Source organism: Sphaerisporangium sp. B11E5 (assembly GCF_039871875.1).
GTDB lineage: Bacteria > Actinomycetota > Actinomycetes > Streptosporangiales > Streptosporangiaceae > Sphaerisporangium.
Genome location: NZ_JBDPMD010000046.1, coordinates 20,290 through 39,065, shown reverse-complemented (window position 1 = coordinate 39,065; position 18,776 = coordinate 20,290). Strand labels below are relative to the sequence as shown.

Genomic DNA, 18,776 nt, shown 5'->3' with positions numbered 1-18,776 from the left:
GATGGAATGCTGTTGACGTGTGCGGCGGTCTGGCCGGGGTCGGGTCCTCGGAGAAAGACGATCGCCCAGCCCTGGAGAACGGGCTGGACGATCGGTGTCGCTCAATCAGAGGGCCATGAGCTGGAATCCCGGAGCAGGGCCAAGGTCACGCGCGGACCAGAACGTGCCGTCACCCTTGTTCGGATACCAATGCAACGTCCCATCCGTATACCGAGCCAAAATGTCGGCCGAACCATCACCGTCGATATCACCCATCGCCATCAACTGAAAACCCGGAGCAGGACCGAGATCACGCGCCGACCAGAACGTGCCGTCACCCTTGTTCGGATACCAATGCAACGTCCCATCCGTATACCGAGCCAAAATATCGGCCGAACCATCACCGTCGATATCACCCATCGCCATCAACTGAAAACCCGGAGCAGGACCGAGATCACGCGCCGACCAGAACGTACCGTCACCCTTGTTCGGATACCAATGCAACGTCCCATCCGTATACCGAGCCAAAATATCGGCCGAACCATCACCGTCGATATCACCCATCGCCATCAACTGAAAACCCGGAGCAGGACCGAGATCACGCGCCGACCAGAACGTACCGTCACCCTTGTTCGGATACCAATGCAACGTCCCATCCGTATACCGAGCCAAAATGTCGGCCGAACCATCACCGTCGATGCTGGGGCTTCCGTCACCACCTCCATCGACGATGTTCTTGTATCGGATCGGGCGGTAGTTCTGCATGCTCGACCATGACTCGCTACCCACCTGGCCGTGGGAGTTCGCGGCCGGGCCCTTGGCCCAGTCGTTCTGCCAGCCGTCGCCGTCAGGGTCGTCGCCGCCGTTGAGTGAGTACGTCCACGCGCCCTGGCTGTGGTCGGAGTCGTTCTTCCACCGGGCGAACAGCTCCATGTGCCCGTCCTTGAGAATGGCGTCCCCCGGCTTGAGGTCGTGCAGGCTGGACAGGTAGATCTTGCCGGTCCAACTGGCGAAGTCCGATGTGCTGTTTCCACCCTTGCCGGAGTTCGCGCTGATGTGCCAGGCCATGGAGACCAGCCCGGAACAGTCGGGGCCGTACCTGTGCGCCCCGTCCACGTCGGTGATGAGCGTGCTGGAGGCACGCGTCAAGTTGTAGCGGACACCGCGGTCCACCCAGTTCTGCGCGCGTGCGAGAACCTCGGAACGGGTGATAGGGCCGTCGAGTGAGCTCGCCGCATGGGCGTGGTTCGTTCTGGCGGCCCCGTCCGCGGCGACGAGGGCCACCATGGCGGTCGACACCGCCGCGCACACGGCGACAGTTCGAGATAATGCGCGGCGGATGGCTGATCGGTTCATTTCTGTATCCTTTTTCGTGCTGGTCGATCAGAGAGCCATGAGCTGGAAGCCCGGGGCAGGGCCGAGATCGCGCGCGGACCAGAACGTACCGTCACCCTTGTTCGGATACCAATGCAACGTCCCATCCGTATACCGAGCCAATATGTCGGCCGAACCATTACCGTCGATGTCACCCATCGCCATGAGCTGGAAGCCCGGGGCAGGGCCGAGATCGCGCGCGGACCAGAACGTGCCGTCACCCTTGTTCGGATACCAATGCAACGTCCCATCCGTATACCGAGCCAATATGTCGGCCGAACCATTACCGTCGATGTCACCCATCGCCATGAGCTGGAAGCCCGGGGCAGGGCCGAGGTCACGCGCCGACCAGAACGTGCCGTCACCCTTGTTCGGATACCAATGCAACGTCCCATCCGTATACCGAGCCAGCATGTCGGCGTAACCATTACCGTCGATGTCACCCATCGCCATGAGCTGGAAGCCCGGGGCAGGGCCGAGGTCACGCGCCGACCAGAACGTACCGTCATCCTTGTTCGGATACCAATGCAACGTCCCATCCGTATACCGAGCCAAAATGTCGGCCGAACCATTACCGTCGATGCTTCCCGAATTCGGCCCTTTGTTGGCGAGTGCGTCGAGCTGCCGCTGCGTCCCGTTGAAGACGTTCAGAGTCACGTTGGTGGTGGGGATCCCGGCGACGGAGCCTTTGTTCGCGTACTGCCACATCGTCCAGGTGGTCCACCCGGGTGGCAGTGCGGGGGTGGTGTGCCCGCTCACGTAGTCGGCGATCTGCAGTGGGTACGAGCTGAGTGCGGTGCTGCTGCCCATGCAGCTCGTCATGAACCCGCGGGAGGTATAGATGATCGGCCTGACGCCGAACGCCGCCTGAACGCGGTCCAGGAACGCCTTGGCGTCGGCCACGCTTCCGTATGCCGGGCAGGCTCCCGTCTTCCAGTCCCATTCGAAATCGAAGACGGGGGGGAGATCGCCCGGCCGCTTTCCGGTATAACCGGTGGCGCGCACGACCGAGATGAAATGGTCGGCTTGCGCGGCGCCGGTGTTGGCGCTCCGCGCGACATAGAAGTGGTACGGCGCCACCGGCACCCCGGCCGCCCGCGCCGCAGCGATGTCCCTGGTGAACCACGGGTCGGTGTACGTGGTCGATTCGGTCGCCTTGAGTGTCGCGAAACGTATTCCGGCGCCGGCGACCTGCGACCAGTTCACGTTCGCGTTATCGGGATGCTGGTAGTGGGTGACGTCCACGCCCTTGATCGGATACTGACTCGGGGACGGACTCGCTGAATCCGCGGCAGCGGGTAAGGCCTGCGTGGCCATCGCGGCAAGCGCCGCCATGACCGCTGTCGCAGCGGTCAGGAATCTGGATCTTCGTCGCATCTGCCATCCGTCTCCTGTCTCGCGTTCACGGGCGCCGGCCCATCCTGGGGTTGATGGCGTCGAGACGGCTCGACCACCTGTTCCTGTTCGGCGGCAGGTGCTTGGAGCAGCGTCATCACGAGACTTCCTGCCCGACCGGAATCCCATTAACGTTAGTTTGCCGTATCGCGGTGAGCATAAGCTGAGGTGGATCGCGCCGTCAACTGAGATGTACAACACTATGCGGATCCGTACACGCTAGTTGCTCGTCAACTGAGGTGGGCGGGACTGACGGCAAGGCAGCCATTTGAGCTGTTCCGTCTGCTAGCGTGGTTGCCGTGTACGGGGGCGAGGAGGTGTGGATGCCCAACGATTCGACCGAAGCCGGCCGCACACTCGCGGCCAAGCTCGACCACCTGTTTCACACTGTGCGTCCGCGCCACGGCGGCGAATACACCCACGAGGAGGTCGCCGCAGCGCTGCGCGACACTGGCGGTCCGACGATCTCGGCCACCTACGTCTGGCAGCTCCGCAAAGGCTTGCGCGACAACCCGACCAAGCGTCACCTTGAGGCGCTCGCAGGCTTTTTCGGGGTACCACCGGCCTACTTCTTCGACGAAGCAGCCGCCGAGCGCATAGACGCGGAACTCAAACTTCTCAGCGCCTTGCGGGACGCATCGGTCAGACAGATCGCGCTACGTGCCTCGGGCCTTTCCCCCAAGAGCCTCAACGCCATCACCGAGATGGTCGAGCGGGTACGCGAGTTGGAAGGACTGCCTGACGCGACCAAAGGGGCATGATGTCCGCAGTTCCGTTCAGACGCCTGCGCCGCAGATGCGAGGCCAGGCTGGCCACACTGCCACTGCCTGCGTCTTTCACCGCCGAGGCGCTGTGCACCCAGGTGGCCGCCCAGCGCGGGCGGCCCATCCGGCTCGTGCCGATGACGCGCAGCTCCGATGTGCGCGGCATGTGGGTGTCCGCCGCGGACAGCGACATCATCTTCTACGATCAAGCCACGACTTTTCCCCATCAGCAGCACATCATTCTGCACGAGCTCAGCCATCTGCTCTGCGACCACTACCCCTCCGGTCTCACCGGCCCTGACCAGTGGCGGCACCTGCTCCCGGACCTCGACCCCCAGATGGTGCACCGCGTCCTGGGCCGCACCACCTACACCGAAGTTGAGGAGCAGGAAGCCGAGCTGCTGGCCTCGCTCATCCAAGCCCGTGCCGGCAGACTCGCCGCACTCGAGGTCGCCGCCGAGACCAACGCGCTGACCGGACGGATCAAGGCCCTGCTCGATTGGTCCGGCTCCAGCCGCCCCGAGCCACCCTCCTGACCATGGCGGAGGCATTGCGCCACTACGGCCCCGCCGCAATCGCCTGGGTCCTGCTCGCCTACCGCGTGAGCAAAGGCCGACGCGGGCCGCCCGATCCGGCCCAGGACACCGTCTGGCTCGTCCTGCTGGGATTGTCATTGTCGCTGACGCTGCTCACTCCCGCCGTGTACGCCTTCGTCGGCCGCGTCACCGGGATCCCGAACCTGGCCCGGCTGCTCGGCCACGGCGGCATGCTCATCGTCGCCTGGTCCGCCAAGACCTTTCTGTGGCACCTGAACCACCCGGTTCCCGCCGGACGCCCACGCACCGGCTTCCACCTCACCGTCGTGATCCTCACGTTCGCGGTGATGTGCGCGCTGTTCATGGCGGCGGACACACCGGTCAACGACGTACGCTTCGCCGCGCGCTACGCCGCCGCGCCGTGGGTCCTGGAGTACTGGCTCGTCTACAGCGCCTACCTGATCCCGGCCTTCGCCATCATGGCCGCGCTCGGCTGGCGCTACGCGCGCATGAGCACCGCACCCCTGCTCCGCGTCGGCCTCCGATTGGTCACCCTGGGGGCCTACCTCGCCATCGGCTACCAGGTGCACAAGACCCTGACCTTCGCCGCCGAGCGACTCTCCTTCTCCTACCCGCCCGCCGGCAACCTTCTCGCCGACGGCATCCTGCCGCTGCTGGCCCACTTGCTCGTCCTCAGCGGCGCCACGCTGCCGGCCTGGGGCAGGCTGGTGAACGCATCCGCCTCCCTCGTCTGGCTCGACCGCTACCGCACGTACCAGACGCTGCGCCCCCTATGGCGTGCCCTGTACGCGGCCAACCCGCACATCGCCCTCACCCCGGCGACACCAGCCCTGCTCGACCTGCTCACGGTACGAGACCTCAACCTGCGCCTCTACCGCCGCGTCATCGAGATCAGGGACGGCCGCCTGGCCCTGACGCCCTACCTGGAGCCAGACATCGCCACGACCGCCCACACCGACGCCGCCCGTACCGGCCCGTACGGCCAGGCACTGGACGCAGCCGCCGAAGCCGCCGCCCTTCACACCGCCCTGCGGGCGAAAGCCCGCGGCCTGAACGCTCTTCCCGACACCGTCGCCCACACCCCCGGCGGGAAGGACTTGAACAGCGACACCGCCTTCCTGTGCGAGGTCGCCCGCGCCTTCCGCACGATGACCTCAGCCACCGGCCCGCACCGCGCCGGGTGACCTTTCCCCCGGTTGGCCGTACCGCGCCTGCCACCACCGCGAGATCGCCACGCTGGGGTTCGTGATCGTAGGGGCGCGCCACAGGCCATACCTGATCAAAGCGAGAGCGTCGGTCAGTCCTGGTCTTTCAAGATCTGTAGCAGTCGGGTTGCGGCGTGGGTGAGAGGGATGGCTTCCTGTTCGATCCGGCGGAACGGGGTGGGGCCTGCGGTTGCGATGGTGTTGTACGCGGTGGTCTCGGCTTCGGTGAGGTGGGGGAGGCTCGCCGGGGACGGCTTGAGGGGGCGGCCTGCCTTGTCGTGGTTGACGCCGTGCTCGGAGTAGCGGTGCAGGTCGGTGGCGTCCATGAGGATGGAGGTGACGGGCTTCGCCGGTGCGCCGCCCGGGGTGGGCTCGGCCAGCGTGGCGCGGAAATGGTCGAGAATCGTGTACCCGTCCGCGTCGATGTCGCCCCAGTACACGACATGGTCCGCCGCGCGGATCCACGGCACGTTCGCGAGCAGGGAGGCTGCGGCCTTTCCGCCGCCTTCGACCACGATCGTGTCCCTGACCGGAGGGAACCAGAGGCGGGAGTCGCGGTTCTCGACCACGAGGACCAGGCGCGGGCGGTAGGCGATGTCGTGGACGTCGCCGGTGGTCCAGGCGTCGTGTCTGCGGCGGCCTGACGTGGCGTGGGCAGGGTCGACGTAGGTCAGGTGCGTGACGGTCAGGCGGGGGCGGACTTCCTCTCGTACGTCGCGTCCGGCTACGTCGCGCAGCAATGCGCCGTGGGTGTCGAGCCATTTGGTGTGCATTCCGGGGACCGGGAGTTGGCGCAGGGTCCAAGTGCCGGCGTGGGGGTGCTGGTGTAACCAGGTCACGGCGCTGACCAGTACCTCCACGTCGACGGCGTGGAGACGGCAGACGGCCCGGAGTGTGGCGGGGGTGAGGATCGCTCCGGCGGACAGCAGCGTCGACGCGAGCGCGCGGGCGCGGGCGATGTCTGCGGTCGGAGGTTCGGCGCCGGTGCGGGGGTCGGATAGGAGGGAGACGGCGCCGTTCAGGTCGGCGGTGAGTGTGGCGGGGAAATCGCCGGGGACTCCTCGGACGGTCATCGCCTTGCGGACGAGTTTCACACCGGTGGGGAGCCGGGTGGCGAACTCGCGCCACTGCATGCGCCACTCGTGCCAGGCGGTGTATCCGAGTTGCTCGACGGCCTTGCCTGTCGACACGCCGGGGCGGAGCGGGATGGAGAACATGACCTGGTCGCCGGCACCGAAATCCGCGCACACGGCTTCCGGCCATCTCTGGTCGATCTTGTGGCGGACGGCCATGACGGCGTCCTTCGGGAGGACGAGTGCGCTCATGCGTCCGGGACACCGACCAGGGGCTTCGCCCAGGATCGGCCCTCGGGGGTCTTGAGGATCAGGTACTCCGCGTCCACATGCGGCTCGATCGCGCTGTGCTTGTCGTTGGGGGCGCCGATGACGAGCTGGAAACCGAGGCCGCGCCACGCGCCGATGGCCCGGCCGGTGAAGTGGGCGTCCGCCTTGATCAGCGCCTCGTCGAGGAAGACGGGGGCGTAGCGGGGGCGGTCGGCGCCCGCGTCGCCCAACTGGTACCGCAATGCGGCTCCGACGATGAACGCGACCAGTTCCTGCGACTCGCCGCCGGACTTCTCGCCGATGTGGTCGTAGACGGCGACGTGGCCACCTTCGAGATCGCGTTTCTCGGCGCTGATCCGAACGTGGTTGCGCACGTCGACGAGGTCGGCGAAATCGGGTGCGTTGCGTCGGATGCGGTCGATCACCTTGGCCATGCGGTGATAGGCGCTTTCCCGGTCGTCGTCCGTTGCCGCCTGGTCGATGAAGGCGCGTACTTCGCGCAGTTCCTTGCGGAACCGGGCACGCACCGCGGAGTGGCTTTCCTGCGGGTCGATGCGCAGCCGGTGCTTGTCGTCGGCGAACGGCAGTTCGGCGAGGATGCGGTTGACCGGGTCGATGCGGTCGCGGATCTCCCGGACAGCGGCGGCGAGCTCGCTGTCCAGGCCGGTCAGGTCGTTGCCGGACAGTTTGAGCAGACTGTCCCGCCACTCGCTCTCCAGTTCGTGCAGCCCGCTGGTCTCCAGGTCGGTGAGCAAACGATCGAAGTCGCGGTATGAGGCGTCCGCGTCGATGCCGAGGTTCGGGTTCGGCCAGCGCTCGACGAACGTCGAGAACGTGTCGAGCAGCGCCTTCTTCGACCTGCTGATCGTCTCCGCCGCGGACTGCCGGTCGGCGCGGAGCCGCTCGGTGGCCCGTTTCACCGCCGCGTCGAACTCCGCGAGCGCTCCCGCCGGGGCGGTGCTGTCCGGGTCGAACAGCGCCTCCAGGTAAGCCCGGTGTTCCTGACTGACATCGGCGCCTGTCGCCGCGGCCGTGTCGAGTGCCACCTGGGCGCGGTCCACCTCGTCGACGGTCGACTCCCAGGACTCACCGAGGGTCTTCACGTTGTCCTTCTGCCGGCCGACGCGCTCGGTCAGTTCCCTGACCCGCTCCTTGAGCTCGTCCACTTGGGTCTGCAGTTGGTCGATCCTCGGATTGCCGGCGCGGACCTCGTCGACGACGCGGTTCCAGCGGTCCCGTTCCGCCTTGACGGACTCGACGTCCACCTGGTCCCAGGACAACTCGGTCAGGGTCTGGTAAGCCGTGCGTCTGGTTTCGAAAGAGTTGAGGCTTTCCTCCGCCCTCAATACCCAGGCGGCAGCATCGTCAAGGCGTTTCCGTGCAAGGCCGATCCGGTGCTCGAGGTCGGCAAGCAACCTGCTGTTGGTGAAACCGAGCAGGTTGGCGCGGCCGTGGCCGCCGTGCGCGCCCCGGCCGCCTTCCGACGTCTGGCCGGTGATCGTGAGTGCCTTGGGGTACTGCGCCAGCAGCCTGGGCGTCTCGACGCAGACGAAGTCGAACCGACGGGCAAGCTCGCTCTTGAGCCAGGGGGTGAACGGCGACGGCCGGTAGTCGAGCCGGCCGGGGAGCGTCTTGTCGTCCAGCCGGACCTCGTCCCGCAGGCCGGTACGTACGCCCTCGAACTGGATACGCCGGGCGGTCGGCACCGCGTTGATCGCCTCGCGGAACGAGTTCAACCGGCCGATGTCGATCAGCATCCGCGTGGCGAATCCGCCGAGCGCCAGGTTGAACGCCTCGCGCCATGGCTCGTACTCCGTCCGCACCTCGATGAGCTCGCCGACGAACGGCAAGTCGTCCGGGCTGAGCCCGGCGGCCTCGGCCAACGCCGCGCGAGCCGCGTGCAGCTCGGTCGGGATGTTGCCCCGCCGGTCCTTGACCGCCTTGTGCTCGGCGCGCAACCCGGCCAGCTCGCGGCCGGCTTCCTTGTGCTCCGCCATCGCCTCGGCGAACTGGTTCTGGGCGGTCCTCCTGGCGTCGGTGTCGGCCAGGGACCGATGCGCCGTCTCGACCAGTGCGGCGAAGTCCTCCCCGGTCGACACGCCGGCGCCGACGGTGGCGAGCGCCCGGTCCAGCCGCTCCCGCGAGCGTTCGACGTCGCCCAGTCGCTGCGCCACGCCGCGGATCTCCCGCAGTGCGGTGTCCAGGCGATCACCGCCGGACGCACGAAGCGTGTCAGCCACCCCGTCGCGCTGTACTTCGGTCGTCTTAACCAGGGCGGTGGTCTCCGACAGTTCCTCCTTGGCTCGGCGGTGCCGCTCCGCCAGGTCCTTCTCGGTGGCGCGCAGCAGGTCGAGCCGGCGTTCATGACGCCACAACGCGGCGGGGGACGACGTGTCGGTGAACGATCCGACCTCGTCGATCAGGCGCAACCGGTCCGCTGCTTCGTCGATGGTGCGCCGGTGTTCGCGGATCGGGGTCAACGCCTTCACCTGCCGGCGGGCGGTGATCATCCTGGTCCGGGTGCCGGACAGCTCGTCGAACTGCTGGACCACCGCGTCCGCCGTGGCCAGTGTGGACGGCTCCTCGAGGACCATCGTCTTGTACAGGGCGTCGACGGTGGTGATCTGCTGACCGGCCTGGATCCGGCCCAGCAGCGCGACCGCCTTGTGCCCGTCGCCCGCGGCGCCGATGCCGAGCGTGGTGTGGAGACGCGCGGTGAAATCACGGTCGGTGTCGAAGCATTTCACGCCGGTCGCCTCGACCTCGGCACGGGCGAGCTTCTTGTTCGCCGGGCCTTCCAGCGTGCGCAGCCGGTATGAGTGGTCACAGGTGGCGCGCACCGCCACGACTTCGTCGAGGCTGCGGGCGGACGACGGGACATACCAGGCCCGGAGCGCGGTGAACTCGGCGCCGGTGCGGTCGGCCCATGTCATCGCGATGGCGGACCAGGTGTCGCGGCCGTCCCCGCGCAGCACCCGCGACTTCGTCTCGCCGTCGGCCCGGGACTCGTCGAGCTTGCCGCGCGCGTAGGAGAGGATGTTGCGCTGGTCCTTGCCCCGGGGCCTGCCGACCACTCCGCCGTTGGACGCCCCGTTGAAGGGAGTCGTGTGCGGCATGAGCAACGCGATGTAGGCATCCATCAGCGTCGACTTGCCGGATCCGGACCCTCCGCTGAACAGGGTGGCGCCGGGGGCGAGCCGTAGGTGGTGGTACCCGTCGTAGCCGCCCCAGTTGACCAGTTGCAGGTCCCGCGCCACCCACTGCTGGCCCCGTGACGCCGCCGGGATCAACCCGAACAGCGTGTCGATCATGCTCACGCCGTGGCCTCGTTCTGCTCGCGCAACCACTGCTCCAGTTCGGCGAGCTTCGCGGTACTCAGCACGACCTCCACCATCGGGGTGATCCGGTACCGGCCCGCGGACTCCTCCGTGAGCAGACCTTCGGTGACCAGCCGCTGCACCGCGTTGCGGACCTCCTGTTGGCCGCGGGCCAGGTTGTGGTCGTTCGGATCGAAGTAGGTCAGCACGGTCTGCTCCAGCTCCTCGATGTCCACCCTCGCGGACGCCTCGCCCGTGCCGCGTTCCCGTTGGAAGACGGTCCGCAGGTGCACCAGCACCAAGGTCTCGGCCCGGCTGTAGGGGTCGTCCTTGAGCAGGATCGGCACGTCCAGCTCCACCGAGCGCACCTGCTGCTTGTAGGCGACACCCCGGTCGTGGTCGACCATGAGCCGGACGAACAGGTCGTGCATCCGCGATTCGATGATTTGCTGGTTCTCCAGCAACGTGCGCCACTGCGCGGGGTTCTTCTCGGCCAGCAGGAACTTGCGCCGCAACAACTGGACCAGCACCCGCCGCACGTCCGCGTCCAAGGTGCCCGCGTCGCCGGCGAACAACTCGGCGGGATCGTCCTCCATCGAGATCGGGTCGATGAACCCGGCCTCCGTGCCTGCCGACCAGGCGTCGCCGGCACCGTCCGGCTCACTCATCGCCACCGCTCCTGTCCGCGCTCGCCGGGTTCGCCGCCACCACACCGCCGAGGGCGAACCGTCGCCGGGTCCGGTCGGGCCGGACCGTGTCGACCACCGCGACGTCGGCCGTCTCGGTCATCCCGGCGTCATGGGCGATTTCCAGCAGGCCGAGCAGGTCGACCGGCCGCTGGATGTCCTCGGCCGCCGCGCGGAACGCGGCCGTGACGTCCACGCTCTCCGCGTCGCCCGCGAACGCCGCCAAGTGCGCGCGCAACTCGGCGTACCGGGGGCCACCCCATGCCCGGGTGTCCGCGGTCGGCAGGTCCTCGGCCTCGTCCCATTCCCGCAACGGCGCGGGCGGCTGCGGTGGCCGCAGGTCGCTCATCCGCTGCCGCAGGTGTCCGACGTCGGCGACCGGCAAGCGTCGGAGCGGCTCGACGGCCTCGCCGCGGCGCGAACCGGGAACCCACTTGTGGAGACCGGACATCACGTCCCTCAGGAGTTCATCCACCTGGCGATCCCGCATCGGATCGTGGTTGCGGACCTGGGTGGTGATCACATGGGATGCCTGCCGCTGCGCGGTCAGCACCTCCTTGACGCCCTGCTCGATCCGGCGCGAGATCTCGGTGAGCTCCCGCCGCTGCTGCTCCGGCAGCAGATCGGTGAACCGGTGCCGCAGCACCGTGCGCAGCTGGCTCCACAGGTGATCGATCTGCGCCGGGTCGCCGATCAGACGCAACGCCCCCGCGAACGCACGGCCTTCCGGTGTCGCGTCCAGGATCCGCCGGCCGCGGGCCAGGTACTCGCGGAGCACCTCACCGGTCGGCCGCACATCGTGCCGCAACTCCGCGACGACGTCACGCTGGATGGCTTTGATCGACTCCGCCACGCGGGCGAAGTCCGCGGGCAGCTCCCGCGCCAGGTGCAGCACGTTCTCTGCCGCCTCAAGCAGCTGCTCGTCCTCGACGGTCTCGACGACGCCACCCTGTTCAAGCCGGGTGAGCTCCTTCTGACGATGCTGGATCTCCTCGTGGAGGCGCGATATCCGCGCCATCACGTCCGGATCGGCGTCCTGCGCAAGTCGCTCGATCGCCTCCAGCAGCGTCCTGACCCGGGACTCCGACACCCTGGTCCGCACTCCGCCGACCCGCCCGGCGACCTCGAGCGCACCGACGCCGTACGCGGACAGCCGGTACACCTCGACATCGTCGTCGGACACCTGCCGCACCAACCACCCGGCCTGCACCCACTGCCGGCACAGGTCCCGCGCGTTCCCGGTGGGCAGCGGCTGGTTGTCCTCGTCGCCGTAGCCCGCGGCCCGCAACTGGTCAAGGGCGTCGTTGATCTCCGCGTGCGAGTCCGCCACCGCCACCTTCGGCCGCTCCGCGGTGAAGACCATCGACAAGACCGTCACCACGAACGGCGCGTGCGTCTGGTGGAGCAGGGCGAGCATCGGATTCTGGAACGCCCGGAGCGCGCCCTGGTAAGCGCCTTCTACACCTCGTGTACCCATCGCCATGTAGCGTACGGCCGGGGTACGACACAGTCAGCTTCCGCGCGTCGGGCCGGCACGGACCGGCCTCGCCGGTCCGTGCCGTAGTGCCGGTCAGGTGCCGATGGCGCAGGCGTCTCCGTTGAGGGTGAATCGGGCTGGGAGGGACGCGTCACCGGTGTGGCTGGCCAGGTAGCCCATGGTGACGCTGCGGCCAGGGGCGATGGAGCCGTTGTGGGCGGCGTTCACCGCGGTGACGACGTTGCTGCCCTGGGTGAGGTCGGTGTTCCAGTCCGAGATGACGGTCTGGCCGAGTGCCAGGTGGAAGTTCAGTGTCCAGCCGTCGATCGGGGTGGTGCCGGTGTTGGTGATGGTGAGGTCGACGGTCATTCCGGTGCCCCAGGTCCGGTTGGTCATCTTGATGCGGCAGGTCGGCGCGGCCCGTTCGAACGACACTCGGTGCAGTCCGCCGGGGAGGTCGTTGACGACGTAGAACTCGCCTTCGGGGGTGGTGCCGAACGAGGTGACCTGCGTGGGCATCTCGCCGATCTCGGCTTGGAGGTACCCGCCCCGGCCGTCTTCGCGTAGTGCCCACACGGTGGAGGAGCAGTAGTCGGTGGCGATGTAGGTGCCTCCGACCAGGTTGGCGAACTGCTGACCGCGGTAGACGAGTCCGCCGATGACCGAGCAGCCGCCGGTGTACGGCGAGTAGGTGAAGACCGGCTTGGTGTACTGGACGTCGGACCGGCACTGGGCCTGGTCGAACACTTCCAGTCCTTCGTAGCAGGACCAGCCGAGATTCACGCCGGCCTGCCGTCCGGCCTTGATGTGGCTGATCTCCTCCCACCTGCCCTGGCCGACGTCGCCGATCCACATCGAGCCGTCGGCGTGGTCGATGGAGAAGCGCCAGGGGTTGCGCAGGCCGTACATCCAGATCTCTCCGCGCGCGCCCGCGCGGCCGACGAACGGGTTGTCCGCGGGAATGCAGTAGGCCAGGGAACCGCATGTCCGGTTCACGTCGACGCGCAGCATCTTGCCGAGCAGGGTGTCCAGGCGCTGCCCGGAGTCGAAGGGGTCTCCGGCGCCGCCGCCGTCGCCGATGCTCCAGTACAGGTAGCCGTCGGTGCCGAAGAAGAGGTGGCCGCCGTTGTGGTTGTCGTACTCGGCGTGCTCCTGGGAGAGCAACGGCTCGAGGCGCGCGTCGTCCAGCCTGTATCGGGCCAGGGTCACCGCGCCGTCCGGCAACGCGGTGTACACCAGGTACAGGTCCTGGCTCTGGTTGAAGTCGGGTGCGAGGGCGATGCTGAGCAGCCCTCGCTCGTTGCCGGACACGTCCACCGACGCGGTGATGTCGATGATCGGGGTCTGCGCGAGACCGGTGTCCGGGTGGTAGACACGCACGGTGCCGCGCTTCTCGACGATGAACAGCCTTTTCGTCCCGTCGTCGGGTGCGACGATGGCCATGGGTCGGCGCAACCCGGAGGCGACCTGGGTGGTGGTCGCGTTGATCTCTTCCAGGGGCACGCCGGCGGCCTGCGATCCCGACGCGCCACTGTTCGCGAGGGACGATGCCGGGACGGATGGGGATGTCGTCGCGGCAGCCGGTGGGGTGAGTGCGGCCACGGGGGCGAGCAGTGGCAGGGACATGGCGAGCAACACACGGGCTGCCCAGCGATTTCCTGACAAGTCGGGCTCCAGAGACGGGTTTCGTCGGGTCCGGAGCGCGTCCAAGCTCGCAACACGCCCGACCCGGCCGCATTCCGCCCCAAACGAGTGGAGTACGACGCCGACCGCGCAGGTTCCATGCTCTGACACGCCCGATCGGACGGTATCGGCTCGGCCGCCGTCACAACCAGGCCCGTAACCCCCGACCACCGTTCCGAGAAGCGACGACTGGCCGCCATGGCCACTGTCTTCCGTCCTGACCATGGACGATAAGAAAGCCCTTCGGCGAGAACCGCTCCCGGTCTTATGAAACGTACATCGCCACGGGGATCCGACCCGGCCGCAGTCCGGGCAGGGGACTGTACGAACTACGGCTCTGTCTCTCCTACGCCGAGGCGATTCACCGGATGCGGCGGTCCCCGTGCCGGGTGGCATGGCGGGCACTTCGCCCGGTGTGTTAGCGCTAACACTTCTGGTGGACATCACGACAGAGCGCCGGCGAATCAGTCTGGCCGCGGGGCGTGCAGTTCGCCGCCATGCTTCTGGCGCGTTCCGCAGGACGTCGGCCTTGACTGCGGGCCGGTCAAGACCCGTGCGGGTCATCGCTCCGGTCGCACCCTCGCCATCCTCGGCGAGCCAGGGGTTTCCGCGCCGAGCCGCCGAGGCCGGGCGCCCGGTTTCGGGTATTGACCGCACAGTTGTGACCGCTCACACTGTTGTAACGCCGATGTGACCTCAGTTCCACCGTGGATACCAGATGCACGTTCGGCGCTCCGGCGATACGAACCCAGTGCCCACCAACGAGGTAATCCCGTTGCACAAATATTAGCGCTAACATCCGGTGGAGCTCTGAGCCGACATCGGCGTGGCGGCGTACGCGTCCGACCTCGGCCAGGTGTGACCGACCGCCGGCAGCAATGAAGCGGTCGACCCACGTCACCAACGCCGTCGCTATGGAGCCATTTCCCATAGCCGCCGGTCCTGCTGTCGGAGCAGCACGATACGGCCCGGACGTACATCAGCTCCACGATGTTCACGAATGAGGGTTTGACCCGGCAATTCAGTTCTAGTGATTGGACATCTCATGGCACTGATCATGGCCTCTGATGGTGACTCATCAGGACCATCGCGGAGCATCCGGTCGTTGCGCGGGTTACTGGTCGCCTTTGTGGTGACCGCGCTCATCGCAGTGGCAGGCCTCGTCTCCTCGCCGTCGGCCAATGCCGCCACCAGCCAATTCCGGGGCATGAACTGGGCCGTGCTGGGTGACAACTTCAGCACCGGCACGCTCGTCGTGCAGGGCCTGAGCCAGTCCGACAGCAACGCGACGGTACGGGCCAAGGCCAACGCACTCTACGACCGCATGGCCTCCACCATGGGGGTCAACACCGTCCGGCTGCCCATCAACACGCATACTGTGGCCAACACGACCTGGTGGAACGCCTACCGCGGCGCCATCGACGCCGCCACCGACCGTGGATTCAAGGTCATCCTGGCCTACTGGGAGGACGGCGCCGCCTCCGGCGGCAGGATCACGAACCTCGCCGCGTGGAACACGATGTGGTCCACCGTGACCAACACGTACGGCTCGAACAGCAACGTCTACTTCGAGCCGATGAACGAGCCGCACGGCTACACATCGGCGGACTGGCGCAACGTCGCAGCGAACTGGCTCAGCTATCACACCTCGGCGGTGCCCGGCCGGGTGCTCATCGGCGGCACCGGCTTCAGCCAGGACCTGCGGGACATCTGCAACGACAGCCGCTTCAACTCGACGCTGCTGTCCTTCCACTACTACGCCTTCTTCTACAGCGCGATGACCTACGACGCCTTCCGGAGCCACATTCAGACGCGTCTCGGCAACTGCGCCTCCCGCGCGGTCGCGACCGAGTTCGGCGCGCCGATGTCCACCGGCCTCAACTACGCCGACCCGAACAGCACCGACAACTTCGTGCGCTACATCCGCGCCATGGCCCAGGTCATGCGTGACAACCAGATGGGTGGCACCTACTGGCCCGCCCTCGGCGGCAAGCCGGGGACCATCGGGTACGACTGGTACTCGATGTACGCTCTGAGCGGCAGCGGCACCAATCTCGACTTGACCGTCCGCAACACCTCCGGCGCCGACCGGATCCGGTACGCCTGGGGCGACACCATCGGCGGCTCCACCCCGACGCCGGAGCCGGAAACGTTCTACCGGATCAACGTGCGCCACAGCGGCAAGGCCATGGACGTCCAGCAACCGAACACCGACAACGGTGCCCGCGTCGGCCAGTACACCTACGGCGGCAACGCGTGGCAGCAGTGGCGGTTCCAGGACGCCGGCAGCGGCTACTGGCGCATCATCAGCCGCCACAGCGGGAAGTGTCTTGACGTGGTGGGCGCTTCGACCGCCGACGGTGCCGAGCTCATCCAGTACACCTGTGGCACCGGCAACAACCAGCAGTTCCAGATGGTCGCCAACGGCAGCTACTTCCAGCTCCGGGCACGGCACAGCGGCAAATGCGTGGACGTACCGGCCGCATCGACCGCGGATGGCGTGATCCTCAAGCAGTATCCGTGCAACACCGGCACCAACCAGCAGTGGTCGCGCACGGCCGTCTGAAGGTCGTCCCGACGTAACCGCGGATCCGCGGTAGAGCCCGTCTCACGCCCCCGGTGCCGATCTCGTGCTGTGTGCTCGGTGCCGGGGGGGATCCGGAACTCGCCGGGCTGCGGCGCCGTAAAAAGCCGAGTGGCCCGGCCGGCCCGAGCCGCCGCGTGAACCTCGCGACAAAGAACGCATCACCGCCTGCTCTTGTCAGTGCCGTGAATCGACGGGCAGCGGTAGTTCGGTCCAGATGCATTTGCCGGTGGCGGTGTAGCGGGTGCCCCAGCGGCTGGAGAGGGCGGCCACCAGTTGCAGTCCGCGTCCTCCCTCGTCGGTCTCCGACGATCGGCGGATGCGGGGCGTGCTGAGACCGCCGTCGGAGACCTCGCAGGTGAGCACGTCGCCGCGGAGCAGGCGTAGCCCGATGGGTCCCTTGGCGTGCCGTACGACGTTGCTCACGAGCTCGCTGGCCAGCAGCTCCGTGGTCATCGACAGCTCGTCCAGCCCCCACGAGGCGAGCTGGTCCCGGATGTGTTCGCGCGCCTGCCCGGCGGCTATGGCGTCCTCGGGCAGCGGCCAGGAGGCGATGTCGTCGGCCCGCAACACGTGCGTGCGCGCGATCAGCAGGGCCGTGTCGTCGGTGGTGGACCGCTGGACGGGCAGCAGGGTGGTGGTGAGGGCGTCGCACAAGGATTCCAGGTGGTCCTGCTCCTCCTCGACGGCCGCGCGCCCTGCCCGCGGGAAGGCGTTCTGTGCCGCCGGATCGTGCGGCTCCTCTGCCAGGGCGGCGGTGAGGGTCCGGGCGAGGTCCGCCATGCCCGTGTCGATGTCCAAGGTGGCCGATTCGACCAGGCCGTCGGTGTACAGCACCAGCAGGCTGCCCTCGCGCAGGTTCATCCGGAAGGTGTCGAAAGGCGGGGTCGCGGCACCCAAGGGCGGATCGGGGTCACCTTCGGGGAAGAAGACGGCGCCGCCGGGGTGGACGACGGCAGGCGGGGGATGGCCTGCACGGGAGAACACGCAGTCACCGGTGGTCGGGTCGTAAATCATGTACAGGCACGTGGCGTAGGAGTCGTCGCCGAACCTGGCGACCAGATCGTTGAGGTGGGTGAGCAGTTCGTCGGGGGGCAGTTCGAGGTCGGCCAGGGCGTGCACCGCCGTGCTCAAGCGGCCCATGGTCGCGGCCTGACACACACCGTGGCCCATCACGTCGCCGATCACGAGGGCGACGCGCTCGCCGGACAGCCGCATCACGTCGTACCAGTCGCCGCCGACCTCCATGTCCTTGTTCGCGGGCAGGTAGCGGGCCGCGGCGCGGATGGCCGGCGGTGAGGGGAGGGCCCCGGGCAGGAGGCCGCGCTGCAGTTCCTGGGCGCGGTTGTGCTCGGCGTCGTAGAGACGAGCCCGTTCCAGGGCCTGCGCGACCAGGCCGCTGATCGCGGTGAACAGGCTGCGCTCCTCGGCGGTGAAGAAATGCGACCGGTCGAAGGCGATGACGCAGCCACCCATGGCGCATCCCGAGGCGATCAGCGGCAGGGCGGCCCAGGCGTTCTTGCCCCCGACCGCCGGAACGTGGGCCAGGCTCGGGTGGCTCTCGATGAATTCGTCGGCCGAGGAGATGAATATCGGGGCGCGGTCCCGGATGGCGTGCGCGATCGGCCAGTCGTCCTTCAGAGGCATGTTGAGGATCTCTGCGATGAACTCCTGCGAGTATCCGACGGCGCCGACCGGTTGCAGGCGGTCGTTCTCCTGGTAGAAAAGGCTCAGCCCGGTGGCGCCGAACGGCCGGAGGACATGGTCGGCGACGGCGTCCACGACGTCCTGCACGGTGAGCGCATCCCCGAGTGCCTCGGTGAGCTGCTGAATCGTGACGACGCGCCGCGCGGCGACCTGCTCGATGGTGGCCCGTTCGGCCTTGCGCCTCCGCCGAGCGGTGACGTCGCTGAGATGGATCGTCACGCCACCGGGAAAGGGGGCCTGGCGGATGCGGTACCAGAACTGGCCCGTGGGCCACTGGACGTCCAGTTCGACCGGCGTACCCTCGGCGGCCCGCCGGCAGTGGGCTTCGAGGTGGGGAACGCCGATGTCGCGGAAGACATCCCAAAGGAGTCGTCCGGCCGGATCCACGGCGGAGTCGAGGATGCGTTCGGCTTCGAGGTTGGCGAAGGTGATCCGCCACGCGGTGTCGACCACGAGGAACCCGTCGCTCATGTGGCGCAGGGCATCGCTCAGCGGCCCCTGGGTGACAAGGTAACTCCCCAACCCCCCTCCCCTGGGTCAACCGCCGGGCATGGCGCATCGTGCGAATGCCGGGCGGCAAAGAGAGATATCTGTAACAGTATGTGAAGAAATGGAGAGGATAGGGCAGTGTTATGTAATGCGCTGATTGTCTTCCCATCAAGATAAGACCGGTTGTGTCTATATTTGCTCACGCGCCCGCCCGGC

General features: G+C 67.5%; 12 protein-coding genes. 4 read left to right on the top strand and 8 right to left on the bottom strand.

Going from position 1 to position 18,776, the window contains the following annotated elements; translation table 11 throughout:
• Positions 1 to 105 precede the first annotated feature (105 nt).
• Together ABGB17_RS30845 and ABGB17_RS30840 are read right to left on the bottom strand one after the other, a co-directional pair.
• On the bottom strand, positions 106 to 1,335 hold the full coding sequence (locus ABGB17_RS30845) for a VCBS repeat-containing protein (RefSeq protein ID WP_347635984.1): 1,230 nt from the start codon (positions 1,333 to 1,335) through the stop codon (positions 106 to 108).
• Between the two features lie 27 nt (positions 1,336 to 1,362).
• Positions 1,363 to 2,598: a GH25 family lysozyme gene (locus ABGB17_RS30840; RefSeq protein ID WP_347635981.1), complete on the bottom strand. Its 1,236-nt coding sequence runs from the start codon at positions 2,596 to 2,598 to the stop codon at positions 1,363 to 1,365.
• A 473-nt stretch (positions 2,599 to 3,071) separates the two neighbouring features.
• Between ABGB17_RS30840 and ABGB17_RS30835 the strand changes: the two genes are divergently transcribed.
• From ABGB17_RS30835 to ABGB17_RS30825, 3 genes are read left to right on the top strand one after another with little or no spacing between them, the layout of a single operon-like run.
• Positions 3,072 to 3,509: a helix-turn-helix domain-containing protein gene (locus tag ABGB17_RS30835; RefSeq protein ID WP_347635977.1), complete on the top strand. Its 438-nt coding sequence runs from the start codon at positions 3,072 to 3,074 to the stop codon at positions 3,507 to 3,509.
• Positions 3,506 to 4,048 carry a hypothetical protein gene (locus ABGB17_RS30830; RefSeq protein ID WP_347635974.1) on the top strand — a complete coding sequence of 181 codons (543 nt, stop codon included), beginning with the start codon at positions 3,506 to 3,508 and terminating at the stop codon, positions 4,046 to 4,048. The genes ABGB17_RS30835 and ABGB17_RS30830 overlap by 4 nt, the downstream gene beginning before the upstream one ends.
• Positions 4,049 to 4,050: 2 nt before the next feature.
• Positions 4,051 to 5,253, top strand: coding sequence for an MAB_1171c family putative transporter (locus ABGB17_RS30825; RefSeq protein ID WP_347635971.1), 1,203 nt, complete (start codon positions 4,051 to 4,053; stop codon positions 5,251 to 5,253).
• Positions 5,254 to 5,366: 113 nt separating this feature from the next.
• On the opposite strand, the gene ABGB17_RS30820 is transcribed toward ABGB17_RS30825, so the two are convergent.
• From ABGB17_RS30820 to ABGB17_RS30800, 5 genes are all read right to left on the bottom strand, one after another.
• Positions 5,367 to 6,599: a Wadjet anti-phage system protein JetD domain-containing protein gene (locus tag ABGB17_RS30820; protein ID WP_347635968.1), complete on the bottom strand. Its 1,233-nt coding sequence runs from the start codon at positions 6,597 to 6,599 to the stop codon at positions 5,367 to 5,369.
• Positions 6,596 to 9,928 (bottom strand): SbcC/MukB-like Walker B domain-containing protein, encoded by a 3,333-nt coding sequence (locus tag ABGB17_RS30815; RefSeq protein WP_347636108.1) that lies wholly within the window; start codon positions 9,926 to 9,928, stop codon positions 6,596 to 6,598. The genes ABGB17_RS30820 and ABGB17_RS30815 overlap by 4 nt, the downstream gene beginning before the upstream one ends.
• Before the next feature lie 2 nt (positions 9,929 to 9,930).
• Complete coding sequence (locus ABGB17_RS30810; protein WP_347635966.1) at positions 9,931 to 10,602, bottom strand: DUF4194 domain-containing protein; 672 nt, start codon at positions 10,600 to 10,602, stop codon at positions 9,931 to 9,933.
• On the bottom strand, positions 10,595 to 12,097 hold the full coding sequence (locus ABGB17_RS30805; protein WP_347635963.1) for a DUF3375 domain-containing protein: 1,503 nt from the start codon (positions 12,095 to 12,097) through the stop codon (positions 10,595 to 10,597). Before ABGB17_RS30805 ends, ABGB17_RS30810 begins: the two co-directional genes overlap by 8 nt.
• A gap of 93 nt (positions 12,098 to 12,190) precedes the next feature.
• Positions 12,191 to 13,600: a PQQ-dependent sugar dehydrogenase gene (locus tag ABGB17_RS30800; RefSeq protein WP_347635960.1), complete on the bottom strand. Its 1,410-nt coding sequence runs from the start codon at positions 13,598 to 13,600 to the stop codon at positions 12,191 to 12,193.
• A gap of 1,285 nt (positions 13,601 to 14,885) precedes the next feature.
• Here ABGB17_RS30800 and ABGB17_RS30795 point away from each other — a divergent pair.
• Positions 14,886 to 16,346 carry an RICIN domain-containing protein gene (locus ABGB17_RS30795; protein ID WP_347635956.1) on the top strand — a complete coding sequence of 487 codons (1,461 nt, stop codon included), beginning with the start codon at positions 14,886 to 14,888 and terminating at the stop codon, positions 16,344 to 16,346.
• Between the two features lie 195 nt (positions 16,347 to 16,541).
• Here ABGB17_RS30795 and ABGB17_RS30790 read toward each other — a convergent pair whose 3' ends face one another.
• The gene (locus ABGB17_RS30790) at positions 16,542 to 18,593 is read right to left on the bottom strand and encodes a SpoIIE family protein phosphatase (protein WP_347635954.1); all 2,052 of its coding nucleotides are present in this window, start codon (positions 18,591 to 18,593) and stop codon (positions 16,542 to 16,544) included.
• Between the last annotated feature and the right edge of the window lie 183 nt (positions 18,594 to 18,776).

Excerpts from the sequence above, each read along its gene's own strand:
- ABGB17_RS30810 (WP_347635966.1), bottom strand. The coding sequence starts at position 10,602 with ATGAGTGAGCCGGACGGTGCCGGCGACGCCTGGTCGGCAGGCACGGAG.
- ABGB17_RS30805 (WP_347635963.1), bottom strand. The coding sequence starts at position 12,097 with ATGGGTACACGAGGTGTAGAAGGCGCTTACCAGGGCGCGCTCCGGGCG.
- ABGB17_RS30845 (WP_347635984.1), bottom strand. The coding sequence starts at position 1,335 with ATGAACCGATCAGCCATCCGCCGCGCATTATCTCGAACTGTCGCCGTG.
- ABGB17_RS30820 (WP_347635968.1), bottom strand. The coding sequence starts at position 6,599 with ATGAGCGCACTCGTCCTCCCGAAGGACGCCGTCATGGCCGTCCGCCAC.
- ABGB17_RS30825 (WP_347635971.1), top strand. The coding sequence starts at position 4,051 with ATGGCGGAGGCATTGCGCCACTACGGCCCCGCCGCAATCGCCTGGGTC.
- ABGB17_RS30815 (WP_347636108.1), bottom strand. The coding sequence starts at position 9,928 with ATGATCGACACGCTGTTCGGGTTGATCCCGGCGGCGTCACGGGGCCAG.
- ABGB17_RS30835 (WP_347635977.1), top strand. The coding sequence starts at position 3,072 with ATGCCCAACGATTCGACCGAAGCCGGCCGCACACTCGCGGCCAAGCTC.
- ABGB17_RS30830 (WP_347635974.1), top strand. The coding sequence starts at position 3,506 with ATGATGTCCGCAGTTCCGTTCAGACGCCTGCGCCGCAGATGCGAGGCC.